At 68.9% G+C, this 25,023-nt stretch carries 8 protein-coding genes; 3 read left to right on the forward strand and 5 right to left on the reverse strand.

Annotation, left to right across the window (positions count from 1 at the left end; genetic code table 11):
- The 3 genes from ABD927_RS14085 to ABD927_RS14095 all read right to left on the reverse strand — a co-directional run bounded on the left by ABD927_RS14085 (position 1) and on the right by ABD927_RS14095 (position 3,124).
- On the reverse strand, positions 1 to 942 hold the full coding sequence (locus ABD927_RS14085) for a branched-chain amino acid ABC transporter permease (protein WP_345250466.1): 942 nt from the start codon (positions 940 to 942) through the stop codon (positions 1 to 3).
- A gap of 12 nt (positions 943 to 954) precedes the next feature.
- Positions 955 to 1,836 (reverse strand): branched-chain amino acid ABC transporter permease, encoded by an 882-nt coding sequence (locus ABD927_RS14090; RefSeq protein WP_345250467.1) that lies wholly within the window; start codon positions 1,834 to 1,836, stop codon positions 955 to 957.
- A gap of 139 nt (positions 1,837 to 1,975) precedes the next feature.
- Entirely contained in the window at positions 1,976 to 3,124 is a 1,149-nt protein-coding gene (locus ABD927_RS14095) for an ABC transporter substrate-binding protein (protein ID WP_345250468.1), read from the reverse strand.
- A 249-nt stretch (positions 3,125 to 3,373) separates the two neighbouring features.
- Here ABD927_RS14095 and epsC point away from each other — a divergent pair, with 249 nt between their 5' ends.
- Entirely contained in the window at positions 3,374 to 4,294 is a 921-nt protein-coding gene (gene epsC / locus ABD927_RS14100; RefSeq protein WP_345250469.1) for a serine O-acetyltransferase EpsC, read from the forward strand.
- A gap of 104 nt (positions 4,295 to 4,398) precedes the next feature.
- Here epsC and ABD927_RS14105 read toward each other — a convergent pair whose 3' ends face one another.
- Positions 4,399 to 5,907, reverse strand: a complete 1,509-nt coding sequence (locus ABD927_RS14105) for an HDOD domain-containing protein (RefSeq protein WP_345250470.1) — start codon at positions 5,905 to 5,907, stop codon at positions 4,399 to 4,401.
- Between the two features lie 23 nt (positions 5,908 to 5,930).
- The gene (locus ABD927_RS14110; protein WP_345250471.1) at positions 5,931 to 7,622 is read right to left on the reverse strand and encodes a putative bifunctional diguanylate cyclase/phosphodiesterase; all 1,692 of its coding nucleotides are present in this window, start codon (positions 7,620 to 7,622) and stop codon (positions 5,931 to 5,933) included.
- Between the two features lie 425 nt (positions 7,623 to 8,047).
- On the opposite strand from ABD927_RS14110, the gene ABD927_RS14115 reads away from it, so the two are divergent.
- Both ABD927_RS14115 and ABD927_RS14120 read left to right on the forward strand, forming a co-directional pair.
- Positions 8,048 to 9,796, forward strand: a complete 1,749-nt coding sequence (locus ABD927_RS14115; RefSeq protein WP_345250472.1) for a ShlB/FhaC/HecB family hemolysin secretion/activation protein — start codon at positions 8,048 to 8,050, stop codon at positions 9,794 to 9,796.
- 13 nt (positions 9,797 to 9,809) lie between these two features.
- Positions 9,810 to 25,023: beta strand repeat-containing protein (locus ABD927_RS14120; protein WP_345250476.1), on the forward strand; the 15,214-nt coding region annotated here is incomplete at its 3' end.

Below are 25,023 nucleotides of genomic sequence, written 5' to 3' on the forward strand. Positions count from 1 at the left end.
TCAGACGGCCTCCCCCGACCCGGGATGCCGCCGATCCGGCTCCGCCGGTCGGCCGGCATCGCCCCCTCGAGGGGGAGCGGCCAAAGGCCGCGAGGGGGTCGGCTTGCCCCAGCGGAAACGGGCAGGATCCCAGATGCCTTTCGGCAGGAACAACACGATGCCGACCAGGATCAAGCCGGTGACGACCGAACGGAAATCGGTGACCGCGCGCAGCACTTCGGGCAGCACGGTCAGGATCGCCGCCCCCACCACCGGGCCGGCCAGGCTGGAGATGCCGCCCAGGATGGCCATGGTCAGGATCTCCACGCCGCGGTCGAAGCCGTACTCGCCCGGGCCGATGAAGAACGTGAGGTGGGCGTTCAGCGCGCCGGCCAGCCCGGCCAGCATCGCGCCCAGCACGAAGGCCAGCATCTTGGTGCTGTTGACGTCCACCCCCATCAGCCCGGCGGCGGTCTCGTCTTCCTTGATGGCCTCGAATGCGCGCCCCACCTTGGAACGGCGCAGCCGGGCCAGCACGGCCAGCGTCAGGACCACGGCCAGCGCCACGTGCCACCACTCGGTGAGCTGCGGAATGCCGTTGAGCCCCAGCGCCCCGCCGGTGACCGACTCGGCGTTGAGCACGATCACGCGCACCACCTCGCCGAAGCCCAGGGTGGCCATCGCCAGGTAGACGCCCGACAGCCGCAGCGTGGGCTTGCCGATCACGAAGGCCACCGCCATCGGCGCGGCCATGCCGCCGGCCAGCGCCAGCGGGAACGGCAGCTCGAAGTTCATCGTCAGGAGCGCGGCCGTATAGGCGCCGATGCTCATGAAGGCGGCATTGGCCATGGCCAGCATGCCGCAGGCCAGGGTCAGCCAGATGGACAGCGCCAGCAGCGAGTTGGTGCCGATGGTCAGCACCACGTTGCTGTAGACGGCCCAGAAATTATCGAACCACTCCATCTCGATTTCCCGTTATGCCTTGCGTTCCAGCACCCGGCCGAACAGGCCTTGCGGCCGCACCAGCAGGATCAGGAACAGCAGGCCGAAGGCCACCGCGTCGCGCATGGTGGAGCCCACGTAGGCCACCGACAGCACTTCGGCGAAGCCCAGGAACAGCCCGCCGATCATCGCGCCGCGGATGTCGCCCATGCCGCCCAGGATGACCACCGCGATGCCCTTGTGCAGCATGGGCTGCCCCATCAGCGGGAACACCGCGTTCGAATACAGGCCGATCAGCACGCCGGCCACGCCGCCCAGCGCCGCCGCGGCGAACGAGGTAAGCAGGAACAGGCCCTCCACGTCGACCCCCAGCAGCGCCGCCGCCTTGGGCGACTCGGCGATGGCCCGCAGCGCCCGCCCGAGCTGGGTCTTGCGGATCACCGCCAGCAGCGCCGCCATCAGCGCGAACGACAGGAAAATGATGGCCAGTTCCATCACCGTTACGTGCAGGCCGGCGATCTCCATGGCGTCGTCGGGCACCAGCCCGGCGGGGAAGCGGATGGTGTCGGCGCCGAAGCCGCCCTGGATCGCGCTGTTGATGGCGATCCCGGCGCCGATGGTGGCGATCATCGGAATCAGGTGCGGCGCGCCGCGCTTGCGCAGCGGCTTGAGGATGGCGACGTCGATCAGCACCCCCAGCACGCCGGAGGCCAGCCCCCCGGCCAGCACCGCCGCCCACAGCGGCAGGCCGAGGTGCAGCACCGCTTGCAGGGCCGCGTAGGCGCCGATCATGAAGACCGCGCCGTGCGATAGATTGATGACGCCGAGCACGCCGAAGACCAGCGTGAAGCCCAGCGCGAACAGCGCATAGACGCATCCGAGCGACAGCGCATTGACGAGTTGCTGTTCCAGCATGGCGGTAGAGATCCAGCCTGTATTGCGCGGAAGCGAGGCTTCCGCCGAAAAATGCCGAGGGGCGCGGCACCGGTCTACCGACCGGCCCCGCGCCCCGCGCCGGCGGGCACTGCCCGTTCCGGCCAAGCCCGCCTGTTACTTACTTCTGGATGACGTAGGCGCCGCCCTTGGTGACCATGACGATCGGCGTCTGCACCGCATCGTAGCCGGCCGGCTTGCCCTTGGACTGCGCCTGGCGGAAGGCGAAGTCGCCGGTGGCGCCCTTCCACTTCACCGCCGGCAGCGCGGCCTGCAGCGCGACGCGGTCGGCCTCGACCTTGCCGCTGAGCTTCACGCCCTTCAACGCCTGGGCCACGATGTACATCGCGTCGTAGGCCTGGGCGGCGAACTGGTCGGGCGCCGCATTGTACTTGGCGCGGTAGGCGGCCACGAAGCGCTTGTTTTCCTCGGTCTGGCTTTCGATCGACCACGGGCTGCCGACCCACAGGCCGTCGGCGCGGTCCTTGGCCAGTTCGAAGATGCGCACCGAGTTCATGCCGTTGCCGCCGATGATGGGCTGGGTGAGGCCCAGCTGGCGGGCCTGCACCATGATCGGGCCGCCTTCGGCGATCAGCGCCGACAGCACGATGGCGTCGGGGTTGGTCGCCTTGATCTTGGTGAGCTGGGCCTTGAAGTCGACGTCGCCCTTGGCGAAGGTCTCGGTGGTGGTGACCGGGATCTTCAGGTCTTCCAGCGCCTTTTTGAAGTTGTCGTAGCCGCTCTTGGTGAAGACGTCGTCGTTGCCGTAGAGCACCGCCACTTTCTTGATGCCGGTGTGGCGGGCGGCCACGCTGATCGTTTCCGGCAGCACGTCGGCCTCGGTGACCGAGTTGCGGAACACGAAGTTGCCGATCGAGGTGATGCCGTCGGCCGTGTTCGAGGTGCCGAACACCGGGGTCTTGGCGGCCTGCGCGATCGGGTCGGCGGCCTGCGCCGAGTTCGACAGCGTGGGGCCGAAGATCATCAGGACGCGGTCCTGGAAGATCAGCTTCTTGAAGACGTTGATGGCTTCTTCTTTCTTGCCCTGTTCGTCGTCGATGACCAGACGGATCGTGTTGCCGCCGGTGCCGCCGGCGGCGTTGATTTCGTCGGCGGCCAGCTGGAAGCCGTTGCGGATGGCGGTGCCGTACTGGCCGGCGCCGCCCGACAGCGCGGCGGCCACGCCGATCTTGACTTCGGCCGCCTGGGCACTGGCGGCGGTGCCGGCAACGGCAAGCGCGGCCAGCGACTTGATGAAGACGCGGTTCATTGGAATTGTCCTGGTAAGCGTCGCCTTCGCGCCCGGCAACTTGCGGGCCCCCTCAAGGGGCCGACGGCAGCCGGCGCCGGCGACATGGCGCAGTATTCTACTCTCGCCGCGCCAACCCGCCCTACCCAGGGCGCCGCGGATCCGGCTCCGCCGGTCCGCCGGCGCCGCCCCCTTGAGGGGGAACGCGCGCAGCGCGCAGGGGGTGGGATGGATTATCCTAGGTAGCAGTCGTATTTACTCTCAAACACCATGGCTTCTTTGCCCGCCCCCGACCCGTCGGACCAGCCCGACTGGAACCTGCGCCACATCGTCGACGAGCTGCGGCTGTCGCGCGAAGTCCGCCACAAGATCCGCTACCTCGACCGCATCCGCGAACTGCCGTCGCGCGAGGTGCTGACGAACGTGCTGACCGGATTGTCGGCCGCGCTGTTCCCCACCCACTACGGCCAGGCCAGCCTGACGGACGAAACCATCGATTACTTCGTCGGCCATACGCTGAGCCGCACGCTGGACCTGCTGGTGGAACAGGTGCGCCGCGCGCTGTATTTCTCGGAGCCGCCCGACGCGCTGGACGAGGCCGAGCTGCGGCGCAAGGCGATCGGCATCACGCGCCAGTTCGCCGCGCAGCTGCCGGCGATCCGCGCCGTGCTGGTGAGCGACCTGCACGCCGCCTACCAGGGCGACCCGGCCGCCACCAATATTTCGGAAATCCTGCTGTCCTATCCGGGCGTCAAGGCGATCACCTGTCACCGCATCGCGCACGCCATCCACCAGCTGGGCGCGCCGTTCTGCGCGCGCCTGATCGCCGACATCGCGCACTCGGCCACCGGCATCGACATCCACCCGGCCGCGCGGATCGGGTCCAGCTTCTTCATCGACCACGGCACCGGCGTGGTGATCGGCGAAACCACCGTCATCGGCGAGCGCGTGCGGCTCTACCAGGCCGTCACGCTGGGCGCCAAGCGCTTCCCGGTGGACGATAACGGCGTCCTCGCCAAGGGTATTCCGCGCCACCCCATCGTGGAGGACGACGTGGTCATCTACGCCGGCGCCACGGTGCTGGGCCGCGTCACGATCGGCCATGGATCCACCATCGGCGGCAACGTCTGGCTGACCCACAGCGTGCCTCCCGACAGCAATATCTCCCAGGCCAAAATGCTAGAGGAGTAAAGCGGTCTCCGCATGTCCCCGCCCCCTCCAGGATGCCGCCGATCCGGCGCCGCCGGTCGGCCGGCATCGCCCCCTGGGGGGCGCGCGCAAGCGCGTAGGGGGGGTCAAAGCTCCGCTGCCACGTTGGCGGCGGCGTAGCGGAAGAAGCGGGACAGTTCCAGCGACAGGTCGTTGAGGGCGTTCAGCTCTTCTGGCTGGATCTTGCGCGCGCGTTCGGTGGAGGTCCAGTCGCCGTAGATCAGCGCGGCGGCGCCGTTGCCGACCCGCACGGGCAGCAGCACGAAGGCGTGCGCGTCGGGCATCGCCTGGCGGAACCAGTCGGGCAGGTGCGGCGTGAACTTCGGGTCGAGCGCATTCTCGATGAAGATGCCCACCGAATTCGTGATCGCCAGGTGGAACACGTCGACCGAGAACGCTGCCGAGAACGTGAGCTGGGACAGCAGCGGCTCGATGTCGGCGCCGATGCCGAGCTGGGCGCGATAGCTGCGCTTGTCGGCGTCGCGCACGAACACCACGGTCCGCGCGAACCCCATGCTGGCCAGCACGGTTTCGGAGGCCATCGTCAGTACCTGCGACAGCTGGTTTTCCGACGGCAGGCATTGCAGGTCGCTCAGGCCGCAGCGGATGGCGTCGACCGTGTCGTGGTCCACCCCGCGCGCCGACTCGGCCCGCAGCTCGTTGATCTCGCGGATGAAATGCTGGCTGGCGTTCTCGTTGGCCAGCACGTCGACCACGCCCTGCAGCGCGATCGGCCCCAGCGCCAGCGCCTTGCTGTACAGGTAGGCGCTTTCCTTGATGCGCTGGTCGCGCCTGCCGCTGTCGCCGTCTTCCACCGTCATGCACTGCGAGATGCTGGTGGAGAACCCCGCCACCGCGCGCAGCCACTGGGTGCTGCGCGCCTGGGCCGGGTCGATCGCGGCGCGCGGATCGAACGGCGTCATGCCTTCGCGGATCACCGGCGGCAGGCCCCAGCGCTCGGCGGCCTCGTCGGCCAGCTCTTCGAAGCTGATGCCCAGCACGGCGCGGCAGGCGTCTTCGTCGCTGCAGCCTTCTTCCTGGGCGCGGGCACGGATCTGCTGCCACTCGGATTCGAGATAGAAGATGCACAGCAGCTTGCCGAGCTGGCGCATCAGCGTGCAGACCACGGCTTCCTCGGCCGCCAGCACGTCGCGATTCTCGGCCAGCTTGCGGGCCACGCAGCCGGCCAGCATGGCGCGGTTCAGTTCCAGCTTGGCGTCGATGCGGTGGGATTGGGACTGCGACTGCTGGAAGTGATCGACCAGCTTCATGCCCACCACGAGGTGGCCCACGGCTTCCATGCCGAGCACCATCAGCGCGCGCGACACGGTGGTGATGTTGCCGCCGAAGGCGATGTACATGGCCGAATTGGCCAGCCGGATCACGCGCTGCGTGAGCGTGAAATCGGACAGCACGATCTGCACCAGCGCGGTGAAGTCGTAGTCGTCGCCCTTCATGGCCGAGATGGTGGTGCGCAGCGCATTCGACAGCATGGGGAAGTCGCCGCGCTCGCTGATGCGCAGCCACAGCTTGCTCGTCAGCGCGTGCTTCGGTTCGGTCGGTTCGGTGGTTTCGATCGGTTCGGAAGGCAACATAGCAGTGCGCAAGCCAGTCGGTGTCAGCGGTTGCGGACCCGCAACTCGCCCGACTCGAATTTATGGGTCAACTCGGCGATCGGCAAAGCCTTGCTGACCAGCCAGCCCTGGATCAGGTTGCAGCCATTGGTACCCAGCATACGCCGTTGCTCCTCCGTTTCGACGCCCTCGGCCACCAGTTCGAGCTCGAGCGTGCGCGCCAGGCCCGCGACGGCGGCGACGATGGCCTGGTCGTTGCGCGATACCGTGAGGCTGTTGACGAAGCGGCGGTCGATTTTCAGCGTGGACAAGGGAAAACTCTGCAGATAGGCCAGGCTGGAATAGCCCGTGCCGAAGTCGTCGACGGCGAACCGGACGCCCACGGCGGTGAGGTCTTCGAGCAGCATTTTGGCATGGACCGGGTCTTCCATCAGCACGCTTTCGGTGATCTCCAGCACGATGCGGGTAGGTGCTATCCCGGTGAGCTTGAAGGCGTCGCGCACCGCCGCCGGAAAGCGCCTGTCGCGGAATTGCTGCGCCGACACGTTGACGCTGGCGTAGCCGAGATGGATGCCCTGCTTGTCCCACTGGATCAGCTGCATGCAGGCATTCTTCAGCGCCCAGTCGCCCAGGAAATTGATCAGCCCGGCCGATTCGGCCAGCGGGATGAAGGTGGCGGGCGGCACGGCGCCCAGAACGGGATGGTTCCAGCGCATCAGCGCCTCGACGCCGATGGTTTCGAGCGTGACGGTGTCGACGATGGGCTGGTAGTGCAGCGACAGCTCGCCGTTGCGGATGCCGCTGTGCAGGTCGGATTCCAGCCGCAGCGTGTCGAGCCGTTCGGCCAGGCTCTGGTACTGGTAGAAGGCGAAGGCGTCGCCGCGCTTGCGGGCGTCGACCAGCGCCTGGTCGGCATGGTGCAGCAGCTGCTCGGCGTGGTTGGCGGGATCGGGGTACAGCACCGCGCCCATCCGCACCGATAGCTGCACGGTCTGCCCCTGGTGCGAGTACGGCAGCAGGATGGCGTCGGAAATGCGGCGGCCGGCGTCTTCCACGTAGTCGCGGCCGGGCACGTTGCGCAGCAGCACCAGGAAGGCGTCGCTATAGCAGCGCGCCACGAACTCGTTGCCCCCGAAGGTGTTCTTCAGCCGCTGCGCCGTTTCGTGCAGGATGCGGTCGCCGACTTCGTAGCCGAAGGCCTGGTTCACGCGGTGGAACTCGTCGATGTCGACCAGCAGCAGGGCGATGCGCGTGCGGGTGGCGTTGGCCTCCTGCTTGGCGCGCTCGATCTCGCGCCGCGCCGAGGCCAGGTTGTCGAGCCCGGTGAGCACGTCGTGGTGCATGGCGTAGGTCAGGCACTGCTCGTTGTCGGCCCAGGTGGAGATGTCGTGGCCGACGATGGCGAACTCGTCGGGATGGCGCGGGTCGGGCGCGATGCGCAGCTCTACCAGCCGGGGGTAGGTCAGCGTCTTGATCAGATGCAGCGAGCACTTCTGCGGCTGGCCCGTGTGGCCGACCAGTTCGAGGCAGGCGCGCAGGATGGCGGCCTCGTCGGGTGGCACGAGATCGAACAGCGTGATGATGCGCAGGTACTCGCGGTGGTAGCCGATGAAGCTCAGGCCCGGCGCCGATATGTACAGGAAGCGGCCGCCCGCGTCGATGCGCGCCATGAAATCGATGGCGGCCTCGAAGGCCTGGGGCGAAGCCGAAACGCTGTCATAAGTATCGATTCGCATGGTGTTGCCGGCGGCCGGATACGTCCCCGCCACTTCGCTGCCCGCCATAGAAGATGCCAGTTATACGGTTAACGGACGCTGGCGCAGGATATTTAGCTCGATCGCAGGCCCCCCCGCGGCTCCGCCGACGCGGGACACGAAGTATACGGATTTCGGACTGCCCTCCCCCTCACGCCTGATACGGCCCCCGGCAAGGCGCGCCGGCATTGCAAACCCAATAAGTCAAGTCATTTTTTTTCGTCGTCCGTTACGAGTTACCACACACCTTTGGTGGGGCCAACGACGAGAGTACGCGCTTCCTCCCTGAGAAAAGGCTGAATCGGAGCGCAAAAGCGCCCTCGGTTTGAGGTATTTTGGCAAACGTTTGTCACAAAATGGCTCAAGTTGAGACATTTGGAACCTCCCCTTTTTTCGAAGACGCCGCCATGAGACCACTGCCCCGGAAGGGCCTGCCGCGCCTCCATCCCTCGAACCGCCCCGATACCGCCAACCGGCCGCCCGCGCGGCCGGCGCTGCTTGCCGCCCTGCTGCTGGCCGCCGGCTCCGCCGCCCCCCAAACGCCGCCGCTGCTGCCGCCGGGCGCCGAACCGGGCCGGGAGGCGCCGCTGCCGATTCAGCCGCCCACCCCGGCGCCGGGCGGCGCGGTCGTGGTGCCGCCGTCGCAGCCGGGCGTGCAGGCCCCGGCCGGCGCCGAGAACATCCGCTTCACGCTGACGGCGGTCGACATCGAGGGCAGCACGGCCTATGGCGCCGACGCGCTGCGGCCGCTGTACGCCGGCCGGCTGGGCAAGGAAATCACCGTCGCCGACGCCTTCCGCATCGCCGCCGAGATCGAGCTGCGCTACCGCAACGCCGGCTTCGTGACCACCCGCGTGCTGGTGCCCGAGCAGACCATTGCCGACGGCCGGCTGCGCATCGTGGTGGTGGAGGGTTTCATCGCCGAGATCGTCTACCAGGACAGCGTGGGGCCCGCGCGCCAGGCCATCGAGAAGCTGCTGTCGCCGCTGCGCGGCATGCGTCCGGTCAGCGTCGAGGCCATCGAGCGCCGGCTGCTGCTGGCCAACGACCTGCCCGGCATGACGGTGCGCGCCACGCTGGAGCCCTCGCCCACCACCCAGGGCGCTTCGGTGATCGTGGTGCGCTCCGAACGCAAGGCGATCGACGCCCAGTTCACGGTCGACAACCGCGCCTCGCCCTACCTCGACAGCAACGAAATGGTGGGCTCGGTCTCGTTCAACGGGCTGGGCGCGCGCGCCGACCGCCTGGCGCTATCGGCCCGCGGCGGCATGCCGGTCGACCGCAACGCCTTCGCCGGCGCCAACTACGACGCGCTGTTGTCCGACAACGGCCTGATGCTGGGCCTGGCCACCGGCTTCGCCCGCTCGCGCCCCGGCCGCGAACTGGAACCGCTCGACGTCCGCAGCCGGGTCACGTCGAACAGCGGCACGCTGACCTACCCGCTGATCCGTTCGCGGCGCCAGAACCTGCGCGCCTTCGGCCAGTTCGAAATGCGCGACGTCGACACCGATCTTTCCGGCGTCGGCTTCACGCGCGACCGCCTGCGCGTGGTGCGGGCCGGCCTGAGCTATGACCTGACGGATAGCTGGAACGGCATCACGGCGCTGCGCGGCACCGTGCACCAGGGGCTGTCGGGCCTGGGCGCCTCGGACCCGGGCAGCGTGACGGCCTCGCGCCCCAACGGCCGCCCCGACTTCCTGAAGTTCACGGCCGAGGCCAGCCGGCTGCAGCAGCTCTCGCCGCGCGTGAGCCTGTTCGCCGCATTCACCGGCCAGTTCAGCGCCGACCCGCTGCTGGCCAGCGAGGAAATCGCGCTCGGCGGCACCGCGTTCGGCCGCGGCTACGACGTGGGCGAAATCGCCGCCGACAACGGCGTGGCCGGCTCGGTCGAAATCCGCTACGTGCCCTCGGTGCCCGACGTGCTGCCGCGCGGCCTGCAACTGTACGGCTTCGTCGACGGCGGCCACGTCTGGGCCCACAGCGGCGGCAACCAGCCGCTGCGCCAGACGGTGGCCTCGTTCGGCGGCGGCCTGCGCGCCAACCTGAGCCGCTCGGTATACGCCTCGCTCGAACTGGCCAAGCCGATCAATACCGTGGTCGCCACCCGCGACAACAAGCATCCCCGCGTCTTCTTCACCCTGACCCTCCAATACTGAGAGAGCCGTGGCAATGAATACCCGCGTCTACCGCCCCCGTCGCCAACTCCCGGCCCGCATCGTCTCGTTCCGCACCGCCGCCCGCAGCCCCTGGCGCAGGCGCCCGGCGCTGTCCACCCTGGCCCTGCTGATCGGTTCGGCGCTGGCCGCGCCCGCGGCCTATGCCAATCCCGCCGGCGGCACGGTGGTGGCCGGATCGGCCGTCATCGGCGGCAGCGGCAACACTGTCGACATCCGGCAGTCCTCCGGCAAGGCGATCATCGACTGGCGCAGCTTCGGCATCGGCGCGGGCGAAACGGTCAACTTCCTGCAGCCCTCGTCGAGCGCGGTCACGCTCAACCGGGTGCTGGGCAATGACCCGTCGGCGATCTTCGGCCGGCTCAACGCCAACGGCACGGTGATGCTGGTCAACCCGAACGGCATCGTGTTCGGGCCGACCGCCGTGGTCGACGTGGGCGGCCTGGTGGCCACCACCGCCAACATCCGCAACGAAGACTTCCTGGCCGGCCGCTACGCGTTCGACCTGGCCTCGCCCAATGCCGACGCCGCGGTTTCCAACTTCGGCACCATCAGCATCCGCGACAGCGGGCTGGCGGCGCTGGTGGCGCCCAGCGTGAGCAATGCCGGCGTGATCGAGGCCCGGCTCGGCCGCGTGGCGCTGGGCGGCGCGCAGACCTTCACGCTCGACTTCCAGGGCGACGGCCTGCTCAGCTTCGACGCCACTTCGGTGGTCGGCCAGCTGCCGAAGGACGCCGACGGCAAGCCGGTCGACGCGCTGGTGGCCAACAGCGGGCAGATCCGGGCCGACGGCGGCACGGTGCTGCTGACGGCCAGCGCGATGAAGGACGTGGTCGACGGCGTCGTCAACGTCAGCGGCATCGTGCAGGCGCGCTCGGTGGAAAGCCGCAACGGCGTGATCGTGCTGTCGGGCGGGCGGGCCGGCACGGTGGCCGTCTCGGGCACGCTGGACGCCTCGGCACCGCAGGCCGGCTCGACCGGCGGCAAGGTTGTGGTCGACGGCCAGCACGTGCAGATCGCCGGCAGCGCCCGGATCGACGCCTCCGGCGCGGCCAGCGGCGGCGAGATTGCGCTCGGCAGCCGCGGCCTGGCCGGCACCGCGCCGGCCGACGCCACGCCCGACACCTATGCCGACAAGGCCGAGACGCTGACCGTGGCAGCCGGCGCGCGGCTGGCGGCCGACGCGCTCGACAGCGGCAACGGCGGCGCGGTCACGCTGTGGTCGACCGACACCACCCGCTTCGACGGGCAGATCTCGGCGCGCGGCGGCGCCCATGGCGGCGACGGCGGCTTCGCGGAAGTGTCCAGCCTCGCCAACATCGGCCTGGAAGGCGACGTCGACCTGCGCGCCGACCACGGCCGGGCCGGCATGCTGCTGCTCGACCCGCAGAACCTGACCATCGTCGACGGCGCGTCGGGCGGCAGCCAGGACAGCGGCGCGACCGACGGCACCATCGGCGTGACCGACGGCGACGCCGGCAGCGGCTCCACCCTCAACACCATCTCGCGCGGCAAGCTCGAAAGCCTGGCCGGCAACGCCAACATCACCCTGGAAGCCAGCGGCCTGATCACCGTCGGCCAGATGGCCGACAACCTGATCAACCTGCAGACCACCGCGGGCCACAGCTTCACGCTGCGCTCGACGCTGGCCGGCGGCATCGTGTTCGCCGATTCGGCCACCGAAATCCGCACCCAGGGCGGCTCCATCACGCTGGAGGCGCTGGGCCGCGGCGCCACGCTCAGCAACATCGGCAAGCTGACCACCAACGGCGGCGACGTCACGCTGATGGCCGACGGCTCGATCACGCTGGGCGGCGCCATCGATGCCACCGGCGGCAGCGGCGGCAACATCGTGGTCAACAGCGCCAACGGCGCCATCGCCAATGCCGCCGGCGCGACCGGCGCCGTGCTGTCCGGCGCGTCGGTGACGCTGTCGGCAGCCAAGGGCAGCGTGGGCGCCAATGGCTCGGCCATCAACACGGCCACCCGCGCCCTGGCGCTGACCACCGGCGGCAGCCTGTACGTCGACAACGGCGCGAGCCTGCTGTCCACACTGGCCGTCACCAGCTCGCATGCGTCGGCCGGCGCCCACGACAACACGTACTCGATACAGTCGAGCGGGCTGGCCTTCAACGTCTCCGACGGCAGCAGCTACCTGGTGCAAGAGATCACGGGCAGCCTCGACATAAGCTTCACCGGCGATCAAACCATCAGTATCGGCACCGTCAACGTCGGCAGCGGCTACGGCGCCTTCAGGGCGACCTCGGGCAACATCACCGGCCTCGGCGGCAACGGCATCATCCTGAGCGCCTCGACCACGCTGCAGGCGGACGCCGCCAACAGCTACATCGATTCGATCCAAACCAACGCGGGCGTGCTGCAGGCAAGCGCCGGCTCGGGCGGCATCAGCATGCGCGCGATCGGTGGCGACTACAGCACCATGCTGCTGTCCCGCATCGCCAGCACCGGCGACGTCACCATCACCACCGATGGCGGCAATATCGTGGCGGGCTCCGTCACGGCCACCGGCCATGGCGTCACGCTCAGCACGCTGGGCAACATCCTGGACGACGGCGACGCGAGCACCACGATCACCGGGAACAACATCACCCTGATCGCCGGCGGCACCATCGGCAGCAGCGCCAGCCATATCAACGCCACGCTGAGCGCGGGCGGCGACACGACGCACCAGATCACGGCCATCGCGTCGGGCGGCGGCCTCTACGCCGATCTGCGCGGCACCGGCAGCGGCACGCTCGCCACCACGCTGAATGCCGCCGGCCCCATCGTAGCCAGCGGCGCCGCAACCGGCACGTTCAAGGTATTCAGCGCCGGGACCGACGGACTGGCGGGGCAGGACATCGCGCTGTCGGCCGCGTCGGGCACCAACATCGCGCTGGGCGCGATCGACGCCGGCGCCCTCGGCAACGTGGCCGTCACGGCGGCCGGCGGCGCGGTCAACGCCGTCGACAGCAGCTCGCAGGTCAGCGGCGCCAACGTCATGCTGACGGGCACCAGCGGCGTCGGCGCCGGCACCCAGGTGGCCGTAGCCACCTCCACGCTGAACGTGTCGGCCGGCACCGGCAACGCCCGCATCAGGCTGCTGAACCCGACCACCATCGCGTCGGTCACGTCCGGCGCCAACATCACGCTCAACGCCGCCGCCGGCGCCGACCTGACGATCGGCACCATCGCCGCCACCGGCACCAGCGGCAGCGTCACGATCGCCGGCGCCAGCGATTCGTCCGCCTACGACCTGTTCGACGATGGCGACACCGCGACCGGCATCAGCGCCCCGGGCTCGATCTCGATCTCCGCGCATTCGCTGGGCACCAGCGCCAATTGGCTGGACGTCGCCACGCCCAGCCTGACGCTGACTACCTGGGGGAACATGTTCGTCGCCGACAGCCTGGCGCTGAACAGCCTGGCCATCACGTCGAACCACATGTTCGACGACGACGGGGCAATCGCGAACACGCTGCGGCTGACCGCGCCCTACCTCGACTTCAACGTCACCGACCTGGGCAACGGCGGCGGCAACTACCGGATCGACCGGCTGGTCAGCGGCACGCTGGGCGCCATCAGCTTCACCGGCGACCGCGATATCTACACTGGCCAGATCCAGGGCAACGCGTCGGCCAATGTGACGATCACGGCGGGCGGCGACATGAAGGACGACGGCGACGCGAATACCCGCGTCACCGGCAACACCGTCAAGCTGACCGCGCTGTACGGCAGCGTCGGCCATTCTGGGACGGAGGCTATCGACGTCAACACAGCCGACCTGACCATCGACACCACCGGCGACACCTTCGTCGACGACGTCGCCGACCTGTCCTCGCTCACGCTGAGGACACACCACGTCGACGGCCCCGATATCGCCTATAGCTACGTCATCAAGGCGCCGTCGCTGGTCTTCGACCTGACCGACTCGACCGACCACGGCTATGCCTTCAACCATCTGATCGACCTTAGCGGCCTGAACTTCACCTTCACGGGCGACCGGAACATCATGCTGGGCGACGTGAATGTGGCCCGCAGCGGCTCGCTCAACCTGACCAGCAGCACCGGCACGATCAGCGACGACGGCAACCTGGCAACGCAAACGCTGGCCGACGCCATCACGCTGCACGCCAGGGGCAACATCGGCAGCGGCAATGCCGACAGCGGCGCCAGCAACGACGACGGCGCGCTGCACCTGGTGGCGCAGACGATCAACGCCACGTCCGACACCGCCAACGTCAGCCTCGTGCTGGACATGCCGACCGATTCGGCCGCCAACACGACGCGGTTCTACGGCTCGGCCGCGGGCAATTTCTACCTGCATGCGCTGCAGGGCAATCTGCAGCTGTACAGCAGCCTGATGGCCGGCTACGACAAGTCGATCGACATCATCGCCGACCGCGGCTCGATTCTGGCCGGCGGCCAGATGGGTTTCACCAGCGGCGCAGGAACGTTCAACCTGACCGCCTACGGGTCGATCGGCTCTTCGAGCGGCGTGCTGTACCTGAGCAGCAGCGGCACGCTTAACGCCCATGCCGACAAAGGCGTGATCAACATTGGCGGCGGCGGTTCGCTGACGGTCGACAGCGCCGCGGCCGACGATGGCGCCATCAGCATCTACAGCGACTATGCGTTGACGGCCAACAACGTCATCGCGGCCAACGGTTCCATCGATCTCAGCAGCGGCGCCACGCTGACGGTCGGCACGGTGGCCGCCGGCGGCCAGGCGGTCACGCTTTCCGCGGGCCAGGCCATCGTCGCGCGCGACGCCACGTCGATGGTCTCCGGCTCGTCGGTCGCGCTGTACGGCACGTCGCTCGGCACCAGCGCGCAGGCGCTGCAAGTCGACACGCCGGCGCTGCTGGCCTCCGTCTACGGCAGCGGCAGCGGCAGCGAGAGCGACAACGGCAGTATCAACATCAGCGACATCAGCGAACTGACCTCGCTCTCTCTGGATCTGCAGAGCAACTATACGTACGACAGCACATTCTCGATCTCGGCGCCCCATCTCGCGCTCCAGATGAACGACGACGGCAGCCTGTACTATCTGCAATCGATCGGCAGCAGCGACGGGCCGCTCGCGTTCAGCTTCCGCGGCAACCACGACATCAGGCTGGGCTCGATCCAGACCAACGGCGGTTCGGCCGACATCGGCACCTCGTTCGGCAACATTGCCAACGACGGCAATGGCGGGATCAACGTCGAAGGCCGGAACGTCACGCTTTCGACCAGCTATGGCTCGATCGGCGCCGGCGGCAGCAGCGGGGCCATCACGCTGTCCGGGACCAGCGCGCTGTCGATGGCGGCGTCCGGCAACTTCTATGTGACCGACGACAGGGCATTGACCGACCTGGCGCTGAATTCCACGGCCGGTGCGACCGCAGCCGTCAATTTCGGCATAACCACGGTCAGCGGCCAGACCATCGCGATCGACGACCAGGTCCTCGCCGTTTCCGGCAGAGCTGCCAACAGCCGTGCGCAGACCCTCAATGTGTACGGCGGCGGGCTGGAGGGCTTCAGCTTCTCCACCAGCAAGAACATCCTGGTCGGCCGCGTCGAGGCGGCCGACAGCGTCAGCCTGAGCACCAGCAGCGGCAGCAGCTACGGCAATACCATCCGGATGGCCACGAGCGGGACCGGCATCAAGGCCGACGCGGTGTCGCTGTCGGCCCTCAATAGCTACAACGACGCCGTGTTGAACGGTATCGGCAACGGCACCGGATCCCCCTTGCTGGTCGAAACGCGCTCGCTCGACCTGACGGCGTCGGGCAGTATCGCGGTCAGAGGCACCGAAGCCCTGCAGCACCTCGGGATGACGGTCAGCCATACGAATTACAACGTCGCCTCGGCCTCGTACACCTACACCCCGGTCTACTCCTATTCAGTCGTCGGCACCGGCATCAGCAACTTCTCGGTGGCGGATGCGGGCAACGGCCTCAGCACCACGCTGACCAACGTCAGCACCAGCAGCCCGCTGGATTTCAGCTTTACCTCCGACCGCGCGCTCACGGTCGGCACCATCGACGTCGGCAGCGCCGGGACCGTGACGCTGACCTCCAGGGGCAGCTATCAATCGCCCACGGGCAGCTTCCCCGCGCCGTCTATCCTCGGAAGCAGCGGCAATCGCATCACCGCGGGCAGTGTCACGCTGTCGGCGGCGAACGCGTATGGCAGCGTGGGAGGCAGCGGAACCCAGACGATCAACACCACGACGAAGAATCTGTCGATCACGTCGGCCGCCAACGTCTACGTTTCCAATAACAGCGCCCTGGACTCGCTGAGCCTGACCGCCAACGTCAGCAACGGCGGCAACGCGCCCACCTACAGCATCGCCTCGACTGGCCTGACCAGCAGCATCGGCTACGACTTCACCTACGGCCTGCGGATCAACACGCTGACGACGACGAACGATACGGCGTTCAACATCGGCACCAACACCACGCTGACCCTCGGCACCATCAGCACCGGCGCCAACGGTTCGGTCGCGCTGAAGGGATCGAGCATCCAGGGATTCGACGACTCGTCGAAGATCACCACGCGCGATCTGACATTGAACACCAACGGTTCAGTCGGCGTCTACGCCAGGTCCACGCCCCTGCAGACCCAGGTCTCCAGCCTGGCGGGGACGGTATCCGGCAACCTGTACCTGTCGAATTCGGGCGACCTGACGCTGCACGGCCTGACGCTGGGCACCGCCACGATCAGGCTGACCGACGGCGGCTCCTTCCTGTCCGACGGCGCTTTCTACGTCAGCGCCAGCAATCTGACCCTAGATGCCGGCACCGGCATCATCGGCCAGACAACATCGCCGATTCTGGTCGACACGCCCAACCTGACCCTGGTCAGCGGCGGCGACATCACGGTCTTCGACCGCAGCGACCTGTACAGCCTCGACGTGACCGCCAATCACACGACGGCGGGCGACCCCAGCCAGTTGACGATCACGGCGCCGCAGCTCACCTTCGACATCGACGACCAGAGCACGGGCAGCACCAACCTCGTCCAGGTGACGCACGTTACCGACGAGAGCGGCATCGATTTCAACTTCACCAGCGACGGGACGGTGAAGGTCGGCAACGTCGACGGCAGGAACGGACGCAACGTCGGCATCAGAAGCTCCCTGGGCACCGTCGAAAACGGCGTCGGCGAATACCTGCACGGCGACAACGTCACGCTATGGGGCCAGCTGGGCGTCGGCACGCAAGGCGCGATCCAGACCGAGGCCTGGGCCCTGAACGTACGCTCCGCCGGCGACATCCACGTCAGCAACGCGCGCGACCTGGTCTCGCTGTCGCTGACCAGCGACCAGACCGGCAACGCCGGCCAGACCTTCGACATCAATGTGCCGAACCTCGTGTTCGAGGTCGCCGACGACGGCACGACGACCCACGTCAACGACGTCACGGACAGCACCGGGCTGAATTTCAACCTGACCTCCTACCACCAGCAGTCGATCGGCAACATCGGCGTCCAGGACTACGGCACCGTCGGACTGACCGGCTACAACGGCATCTTCAGCAAGGACGCGAGCGAAACCATCACGGCGGCGAGGCTGTCGCTGACGACCGTCGGCGGCGGCACCGCGGGCAGCGTGGCCAATCCGCTGTACTTCACCGCGCCCATCCTGTCGATGGACGTCACCGGCGACATACATGTCGTGTCGCGCACCCACCTCGACGCGATCAACCTCACCACGGAAAACACCAGCGGGTCGTACCAGTACGACGTCAAGACCGACGACGGCATTACCAGCCGCCAGATCCTGTCTGGCACCAACACCGCGCTGGATGCGGTCACCGACGAATCCGGCCTGGACTTCACCTACGCGAGCTGGGCCGACTTCTCGGTCGGCAACATCGACCTGGGCGGTCTCGGCTGGGCCAGGCTGACGGCCTACAGAGGCAGCATCTCCGGCCAATCGAGCAATCTGATCGACGCCGGCAGCCTGACGCTGAACGCAACCTACGCCGGCGGCGGGATCGGCACCGGCACGGCGCTGCAAACCACCGCCCTGGAGGTATCGGCCCAGGCAAATACCGGCGGTATCAACCTGGCCCTGCAGGGCGCCAGCGACTCCCTGGCCACGCTGAGCAACACCAGCGCCTACGGCGCGATCAACGTCACCAACGCCCACGGCGACCTGGCGCTCGGTACCGTCACGGCCTACAACAACACGGTCAGCATCGGCAACAACGGCGGCTCCATCGTCAGCGGCACCATCAACTACGCGTCGACGCTCACGCTGAACGCCGCCGGGTCGGTCGGCAATCAATCGGCCATCTCGACCCGCAACTACTACGGCGGCGTCAACGCGACGATACTCAACGTCCAGGCAGCAGCCAACGGCCGCGGCGCGACCGGCAGCGTCAACCTCTCGGAAAGCTCCGGCAGCCTGAACCTGAACGACATCAATGCGCCAGGAAACATCACCATCGGCGCCGCCTATGGGTTGTCTATCGGGAGCATCACGGGCGCCACGGATTCCAGCTCGGCAGGCAATGTCAACCTGACCGCGAAGCAGGGATCGATCCTCGCGAACAATACCAGCAACAAGATCATCGGCAGCAGCGTATCGCTCACCGCCAACGACTATAGCGCCGCGGCCATCGGCAGCTCGAGCGCCGCCATCAACGTGACGACGCCGGTACTCAGTCTCCAGAATTCCGGCGCTTTCTACGTCAACGATTCGATCGCGCTGACCGACCTGACGATCACCCGCACCAACACCCTCTACGGCTCCGGCAGCGGCCCGTCGGGCACGGGATCGATCATCGCCGCCAACATGACCAGCGGCAACTTCAGCTATAGCGACAACAGCAGCTCGGCGACGCTGGGCAAGCTGACCGCATCGTCGCCGATGAACCTCACGTTGAGCACTCTTGGCCGGCTGAACGTCGGCACGCTCAACGTCGGCTCGACAGGCAGCGCCACGCTTAGCACGGCGTACAGCTTCAACGGCTCGATGTGGGCCGACGGCGCGATCTACGGCCAGAGCGGCAACAAGATCACCGCCGGCACGCTGGCGATGACGACCGGCAGCTACGACGGCGCGACCGGCGGCATCGGCCTGGGCTACGCGCTCAACCTCGACGTCGGCACGCTGACCGCCACCACCCAGCAGGGCGGCGTCAACGTCGTCAACGACGGCAGCGTGTACCTCGACAACATCCAGACCACCGGCAGCGCGACGATCACCGCCAAGACCGGCGACCTGACCGTCGGCGCCCTCAGCTACGGCAGCAGCGCGCAGCCTGCCGCCACGCTGTCGCTGAAGGCGACCGCCGGCAAGATCCTCGCCGGCAGCGGCACCGGCATCACCAGCAGCTATTCCGGCGGCACCGGCGCCATCACGCTGACGGCCGCCACCGGCATCGGCAGCGACGCCGCGCCGCTGCGGATCGCCGCGGCGAACGCGCCCATCACCGCCACCACGACCGGCGCCGGCGACATCGGCCTGAACCTGGCGTCGGGTTCGGCGGCCGGCCTCACGGCCACGGCGGCCAACGGCAGCATCGGCGTCACGTCGGGCAGCTCGGTCCTGCTCACCAATCTGAGGTCGACCAGCGACGCGGCCGGCAACGACATCTCGGTCACCGCCACCAGCGGCAACATCACCGTCGCCAACGTCCAGGCCGGCGCCAACGCCGGCCACGTCTCGCTGTCGGCCGGCAACGGCTACATACTGGGCAGCGGCACCGCCTCGGTGGTCGCCCGCGACATCGACCTGTCCGCGCGCTACGACATCGGCAGCACGGCCACGCGCCTGAGCGTTGGCGGCCAGCATATCGACGCGGCCAGCGGCGCCGGCGCGCTCTATCTCGGCACGGCCGACAACGCCGGCATCTCCTATCTCGAAACCCATAACAAGACAATCGACCTGCAGATCACCGGCAGCGCGTACCTGGCCAATATGGTGTCGGGCAACGGCGCCATCAACGTGGCCACCGCGCCCGGCACCACCAGCCGCACCGTGCTCGGCAACATCGACGCCGGCACCGGCAGCGTGACGATCGACGCAACCGCCGGATCCCCCGGCACCCGCCTGCTCGTCGACGACGGGCTGGACGGCACCCGCATCACCGGTAGCACCGTCACGCTCAAGGGCACGTCGGGCATCGGCAGCGCCGACCGCCGGGTCCAGACCACGGCCGGCACCCTGGTGCTGGACAGCAAGTGCCTCGACACCTATCTCGACAACGACCGTGCCGCCGGCGTGACCATCGGTTCGGCCACCGGCCGCATGATCGACATCGTCAGCGCCGGCCCCACCACCGCGTCCAGCATCGTCACGAACAACGCAGTCGACAGCGGCATCAAGCTGTACGTCGCCGACGGCGACCTGACGCTCGGCACCTTGAACGGCGGCGCCGACAACGGCGCGGTCACGCTGCAGGCCGCGCATGGCAGGATCCTGGCCGGCGCGCCTGGCACCAACGTTACCGCCAAGACCGCCACGCTGACCGCCAGCGGCGGCATCGGCACGATCAGCGACCTGCAGGCGGGCACGGCATCCCCCATCACCATCGCGGCGACCACCCTCGGCGGCCTGACCGCCACCGACCAGGGCAGCGCGATCGCCGTCAGCCTGATCGGCAACGCCACGCTCGCCGGCGGCACGATCTCGCTGGCCGACGCCGGCCAGGCGCTGGTTTCCGCCACCGGCAACCTCGACGTGTCGGCCGGCATCGACTTGAAGGGCAACGGCAGCCTGAGCCTGGAAGCCGGCACCGGCGGCAGCGGCACGCTCAAGGTGCCCACCGCCGACTTCAACACCACCGGCACGCTGCGGCTGGTCGGCAAGACCGACGTGGTAGCCGGCGCCAGCGGCCGCACCATCGGCGCCACCGCCTCGAGCATCGTGTTCGAAAGCGGCGGCAGCGGCGGCCCCACCTTGCTCAATACCGTCACGGCGGCGCTCACTGCCGCCCTGCACGGCACCAACGGCCTGACGGTCAGCAACACCGGCGACCTCACCGCCACGCTGAGCTCGGACCGCGGCTCGCTGTCGGCCGTCGCTTCCGGCGCGCTGACGGTAACGTCGGCCAACGTGGGCGACGGCGTCGAAGACAGCCTGACGCTGATCGCCAACGGCGGAGACCTGACCGTCGACGGGGCCATCACGGCCGGCAGCGGCAACGGCATCGCCACGCTGACGGCGAACGGCCACAGCCTGGTGTTCGACGGCGCGTCGCCGCTGTCGGCCCGGGTCCTGTCGCTGACCAGCCAGACCGGCATCGGCAGCGCCGACACCGCGTTCCAGACCAATGCCAGCGACGTCACGGTGCACGTCACCGGCGACGGCGGGATCAACGTCGCCACCACCGCCGCGACGTCCGCCATGGGCGCCACCATCGACGGCACCGGCGACATCGCGCTCGCCGGCGGCGCCACGCTGCTGACGCTCAGGCAGGTCGCCACCGGCGACGGCGACGTATCGGCGTCGGCCGGCAGCATCACCAGTTCCACCGGCATCACCGCCGGCAGCGCCAACGCCGGCAACATCACGCTGGCGGCGTCCGGGACCGGCACCGTCGACGTGCAGCACGACCTGACGACCAGCGGCGACGTCTCGATGCAGGGCGGCACGATCAAGATACGTAATGTCCAGACCGTGGTCGGCGGCGTCTTCGGCGACCAGACCTACACCGGCAACCTCACGATCGGCGGCAATCTCGCTGGCGGCGCCATCGCGGTGCACGGCAACGCCACGCTGGCGGGCAACTATGTGGCGACCGTCAACGGCGCCGGCAACGATCTGCAGATCGACGGCACGCTCAACGGCGGCGGCTTCAGCACGGTCCTCACCAACGCCGACGGCGGCAGCGTCGTCATCGGCGGCAACGCGACCAACCTCGCCGCGCTCGACGTCGACGCGAGCGACGCCTTGGTACGGTCGGTGACCACCTCGGGCCACCAGAGCTACTCCGACGACGTCACGCTCAACGGCAGCTACATCGCCGGCAGCGGCGACTTCACCGTCGGCGGCAAGACGCTGCTAGGCGGCGACAGCACGGTCGTCATGGGCAGCGGCACGGCCGTCTTCCAGGACACGATCGACTCGGCCGACAGCACCGCGCGCAGCCTCGGCGTCACCGGCGCCGCCAGCTTCGGCGGCGAGGTCGGCGCCACCCACCAGCTCGCCTCGCTGTCGGCCGGCAACAGCAGCTTCTCCGCCGGCCTGGTCTCGACCACCGGCGCGCAAAGCTTCGGCAGCGTCACGCTGAACACCGACCTGACCCTCGACGCCGGCGGCACGGTGCAGGTCGACGGCGCGGTGCAGATCGGCAGTGCGCCGGTCCGCGCCTACGACCTGACGGTCGACGCCGGCGCCGACGCGTTCTTCATCGGCGAGATCGGCGCCGGCACCACGCATCTGCGCAACCTGATCGTCAACGCCAACGGCTCCACGGTCTTCGGCAGCGCCGTCCAGGCCGCCACGCTGTCGACCGATGCCGGCGGCCAGACCCGGCTGTACGGCAACGTCACGACCACCGGCAACCAGAGCTACGGCGACCTCGTGCTGCTGTACGGCAACGCCGTCCTCACCGCGCCGCTCGTCCGGCTGGCCGCGGGCGCCGATGCCCCCAACAGCGGCGCCTACGGCCTGACGATCACCGGCGACGCCGACATCACCGGCAACGTGGGCGCGAACTACCGGCTGGCGTCGCTGTCGGTTTCGGGCGCCACCGATCTGCACGCCGCCGAAGACCAGGCCGCGCACACGGTCGCCACCACCGGCGCCCAGACCTACGGCGGCGCGCTGAGCTTCGACGCCGACGCATCGCTGAGCACGACCGGCGGCGCCATCGCCTTCCACGGCACCGTGGACGGCGCGCACGACCTGCACGTCTCGGCCGCTTCGGGCGGCGTCGCCTTCGACCGCGCCGTCGGCGCCGGCGACGCGCTGGGCAACCTGACGGTCGACACCAGCGGCCTGACCCAATTCGGCGGCGCCGTCACCGCCGCCTCCATCACGACAGACGGCCCCGGCACGCTGGCCATCAACGGCGGCTCGGTCGACACCACCGGCGCGCAAAGCTACGGCGAACGCGCCGTGCTCGGCGCCGACACCACCCTGACCGGCAGCACCATCACGCTGGCCCAGGGCGTCGACGCCGCCACCGCCGGCCAGCAAAGCCTGACCATCGCCGGCAATGCCGACATCACCGGCGCCCTGGGCGCCAGCGGCAAGCTCGAATCGCTGGCCATCTATGGCAACGCCGACCTGCGCGGCAGCGGCAACATCTCGACCGCCGGCGCCCAGGAATACGGCGATGCCGTCACGCTGCATGCCGCCAAGACGCTGACCGCCGATGCCGGCAACATCCGTTTCTACAGCCCCGTCGACGGCGGCTACGCGCTGACGGTCAACGCCACCGACGGCAGCGTCGCTTTCAGCGACGCCATCGGCAGCGGCACCCGGCTGGGCGCCCTGACGGTCAACGCCAGCGACGCCACCGTGTTCGACGGCGCCATCCGCGCCGCCAGCGTCGCCACCGACGCGGCCGGCACCCTGGCCATCAACGGCGGCTCGGTCGACACCACCGGCACGCAAAGCTACGGCGAACGCGCCGTGCTCGGCAACGACACCACCCTGACCGGTTCCACCGTCACGCTGGCGCATGGCGCCGATGCGGCGAACGCCGGCCAGCAAAGCCTGACCATCACCGCCGATGCCGACATCGCCGGCGACGTCGGCGCCCTCGGCGCGCTGGAAGCGCTGTCGGTATCCGGCAGCACCGCGCTGCGCGCCGCCGGCGGCCACACGCCCCAGTCCATCGTCACCACCGGCGGCCAGACCTACACCGGCGCCGTCACCCTGTGGGATTCGTCGTCGCTGAGCGCGGGCGGCGCCGTGGCCTTCCACGACACGGTCGACGGCGCCGTCAACGGCACCTCCGCCCTGACCGTCTCGGCCGGCACCTACGACGTCGGCTTCGATGCCGCCGTCGGCAGCACCCATCGCCTCGGCGCCCTGACCGTCGACACCGGCGGCGCCACCCGCTTCAGCGGCGCCGTCACCGCCGCCTCGGTCGCCACCGATGCCGCCGGCACGCTGGCCATCGACGGCGGCCTGGTCGACACCACCGGCAACCAGTCCTACGGCGAACGCGTCGTGCTCGGCGGCAGCGCCCGCCTGAAGGGCGATACCGTCATCCTGGCCCAGGGCATCGACGCCGCCACCGAAGGCGGCGCATCGCTGAACATCGATGCCGATGCCGACATCACCGGCAACATCGGCGCGGTGTCCAGGCTGGACGAGTTCGCGATCCAGGGCAGCGCCCAGCTGCGCGCGGCCGACGGCCAGACGGCCCAATCGATCGCCACCACCGGCGGCCAGAGCTACTACGGCGCGGTGACGCTGGGCGCCGACACGGCCGTCACGGCCGGCACCGGCAGTGTGGGGTTCGAAAACACGGTCGACGGCAGCCATGCGCTGACCGTCACGGTCGCCGACGGCAATGCCTACTTCACCGGCGCCGTCGGCTCCGGTGCCCGGCTCGGCGACCTCGAGGTCTACACCCCGGGCGGCACCTTCCTCCTTGCCGCCATCGACGCGGCGTCCGTCGCCACGGATGCCGCGGGCTCGCTCATCATCGGCGGCGGATCGGTCAACACCACCGGCGACCAGTCGTACGGCGAACATGCCCAGCTGAGCGACGACACCAGCCTGACAGGCGCCCACGTCATCCTGGGCCAGGGCGTCGACGCCACCGACGACGGCGCCTATGGCCTGGCCATCACCGGCGATGCCGACATCACCGGCAACGTCGGCGCGGTCGGCAGGCTCGCATCGCTGGACATTTCCGGCGCCACCGCGCTGCATGCCGCCGATGGCGAAACGACGCACACCGTTTCCACGACCGGCGCGCAGAGCTACGGCGGCGCGCTCACCTTAGACGCCGACGAGTCGATCGCTTCCGGCGGCGGCGGCATCGCCTTCCACGGCACGGTGGACGGCGGCACCCACGACCTGACGGTTTCGGCCGGAGCGGGCAACATCGGCTTCGACCGCGCCGTCGGCGGCGCCGCCCGCCTGGGCGATCTCGCCGTCACGACCTCCGGCGACACCGTGTTCGGCGGCGCGGTCAAGGCCGCGTCCGTCACCACCGATGCCGACGGCACGCTGGCCATCAACGGCGGCTCGGTCGACACCACCGGCGCGCAAAGCTACGGCGAACGCGCCGTGCTCGGCGCCGACACCA

It is taken from the genome of Pigmentiphaga soli (assembly GCF_039541095.1).
GTDB classification, from domain to species: Bacteria; Pseudomonadota; Gammaproteobacteria; order Burkholderiales; family Burkholderiaceae_B; genus Pigmentiphaga; species Pigmentiphaga soli.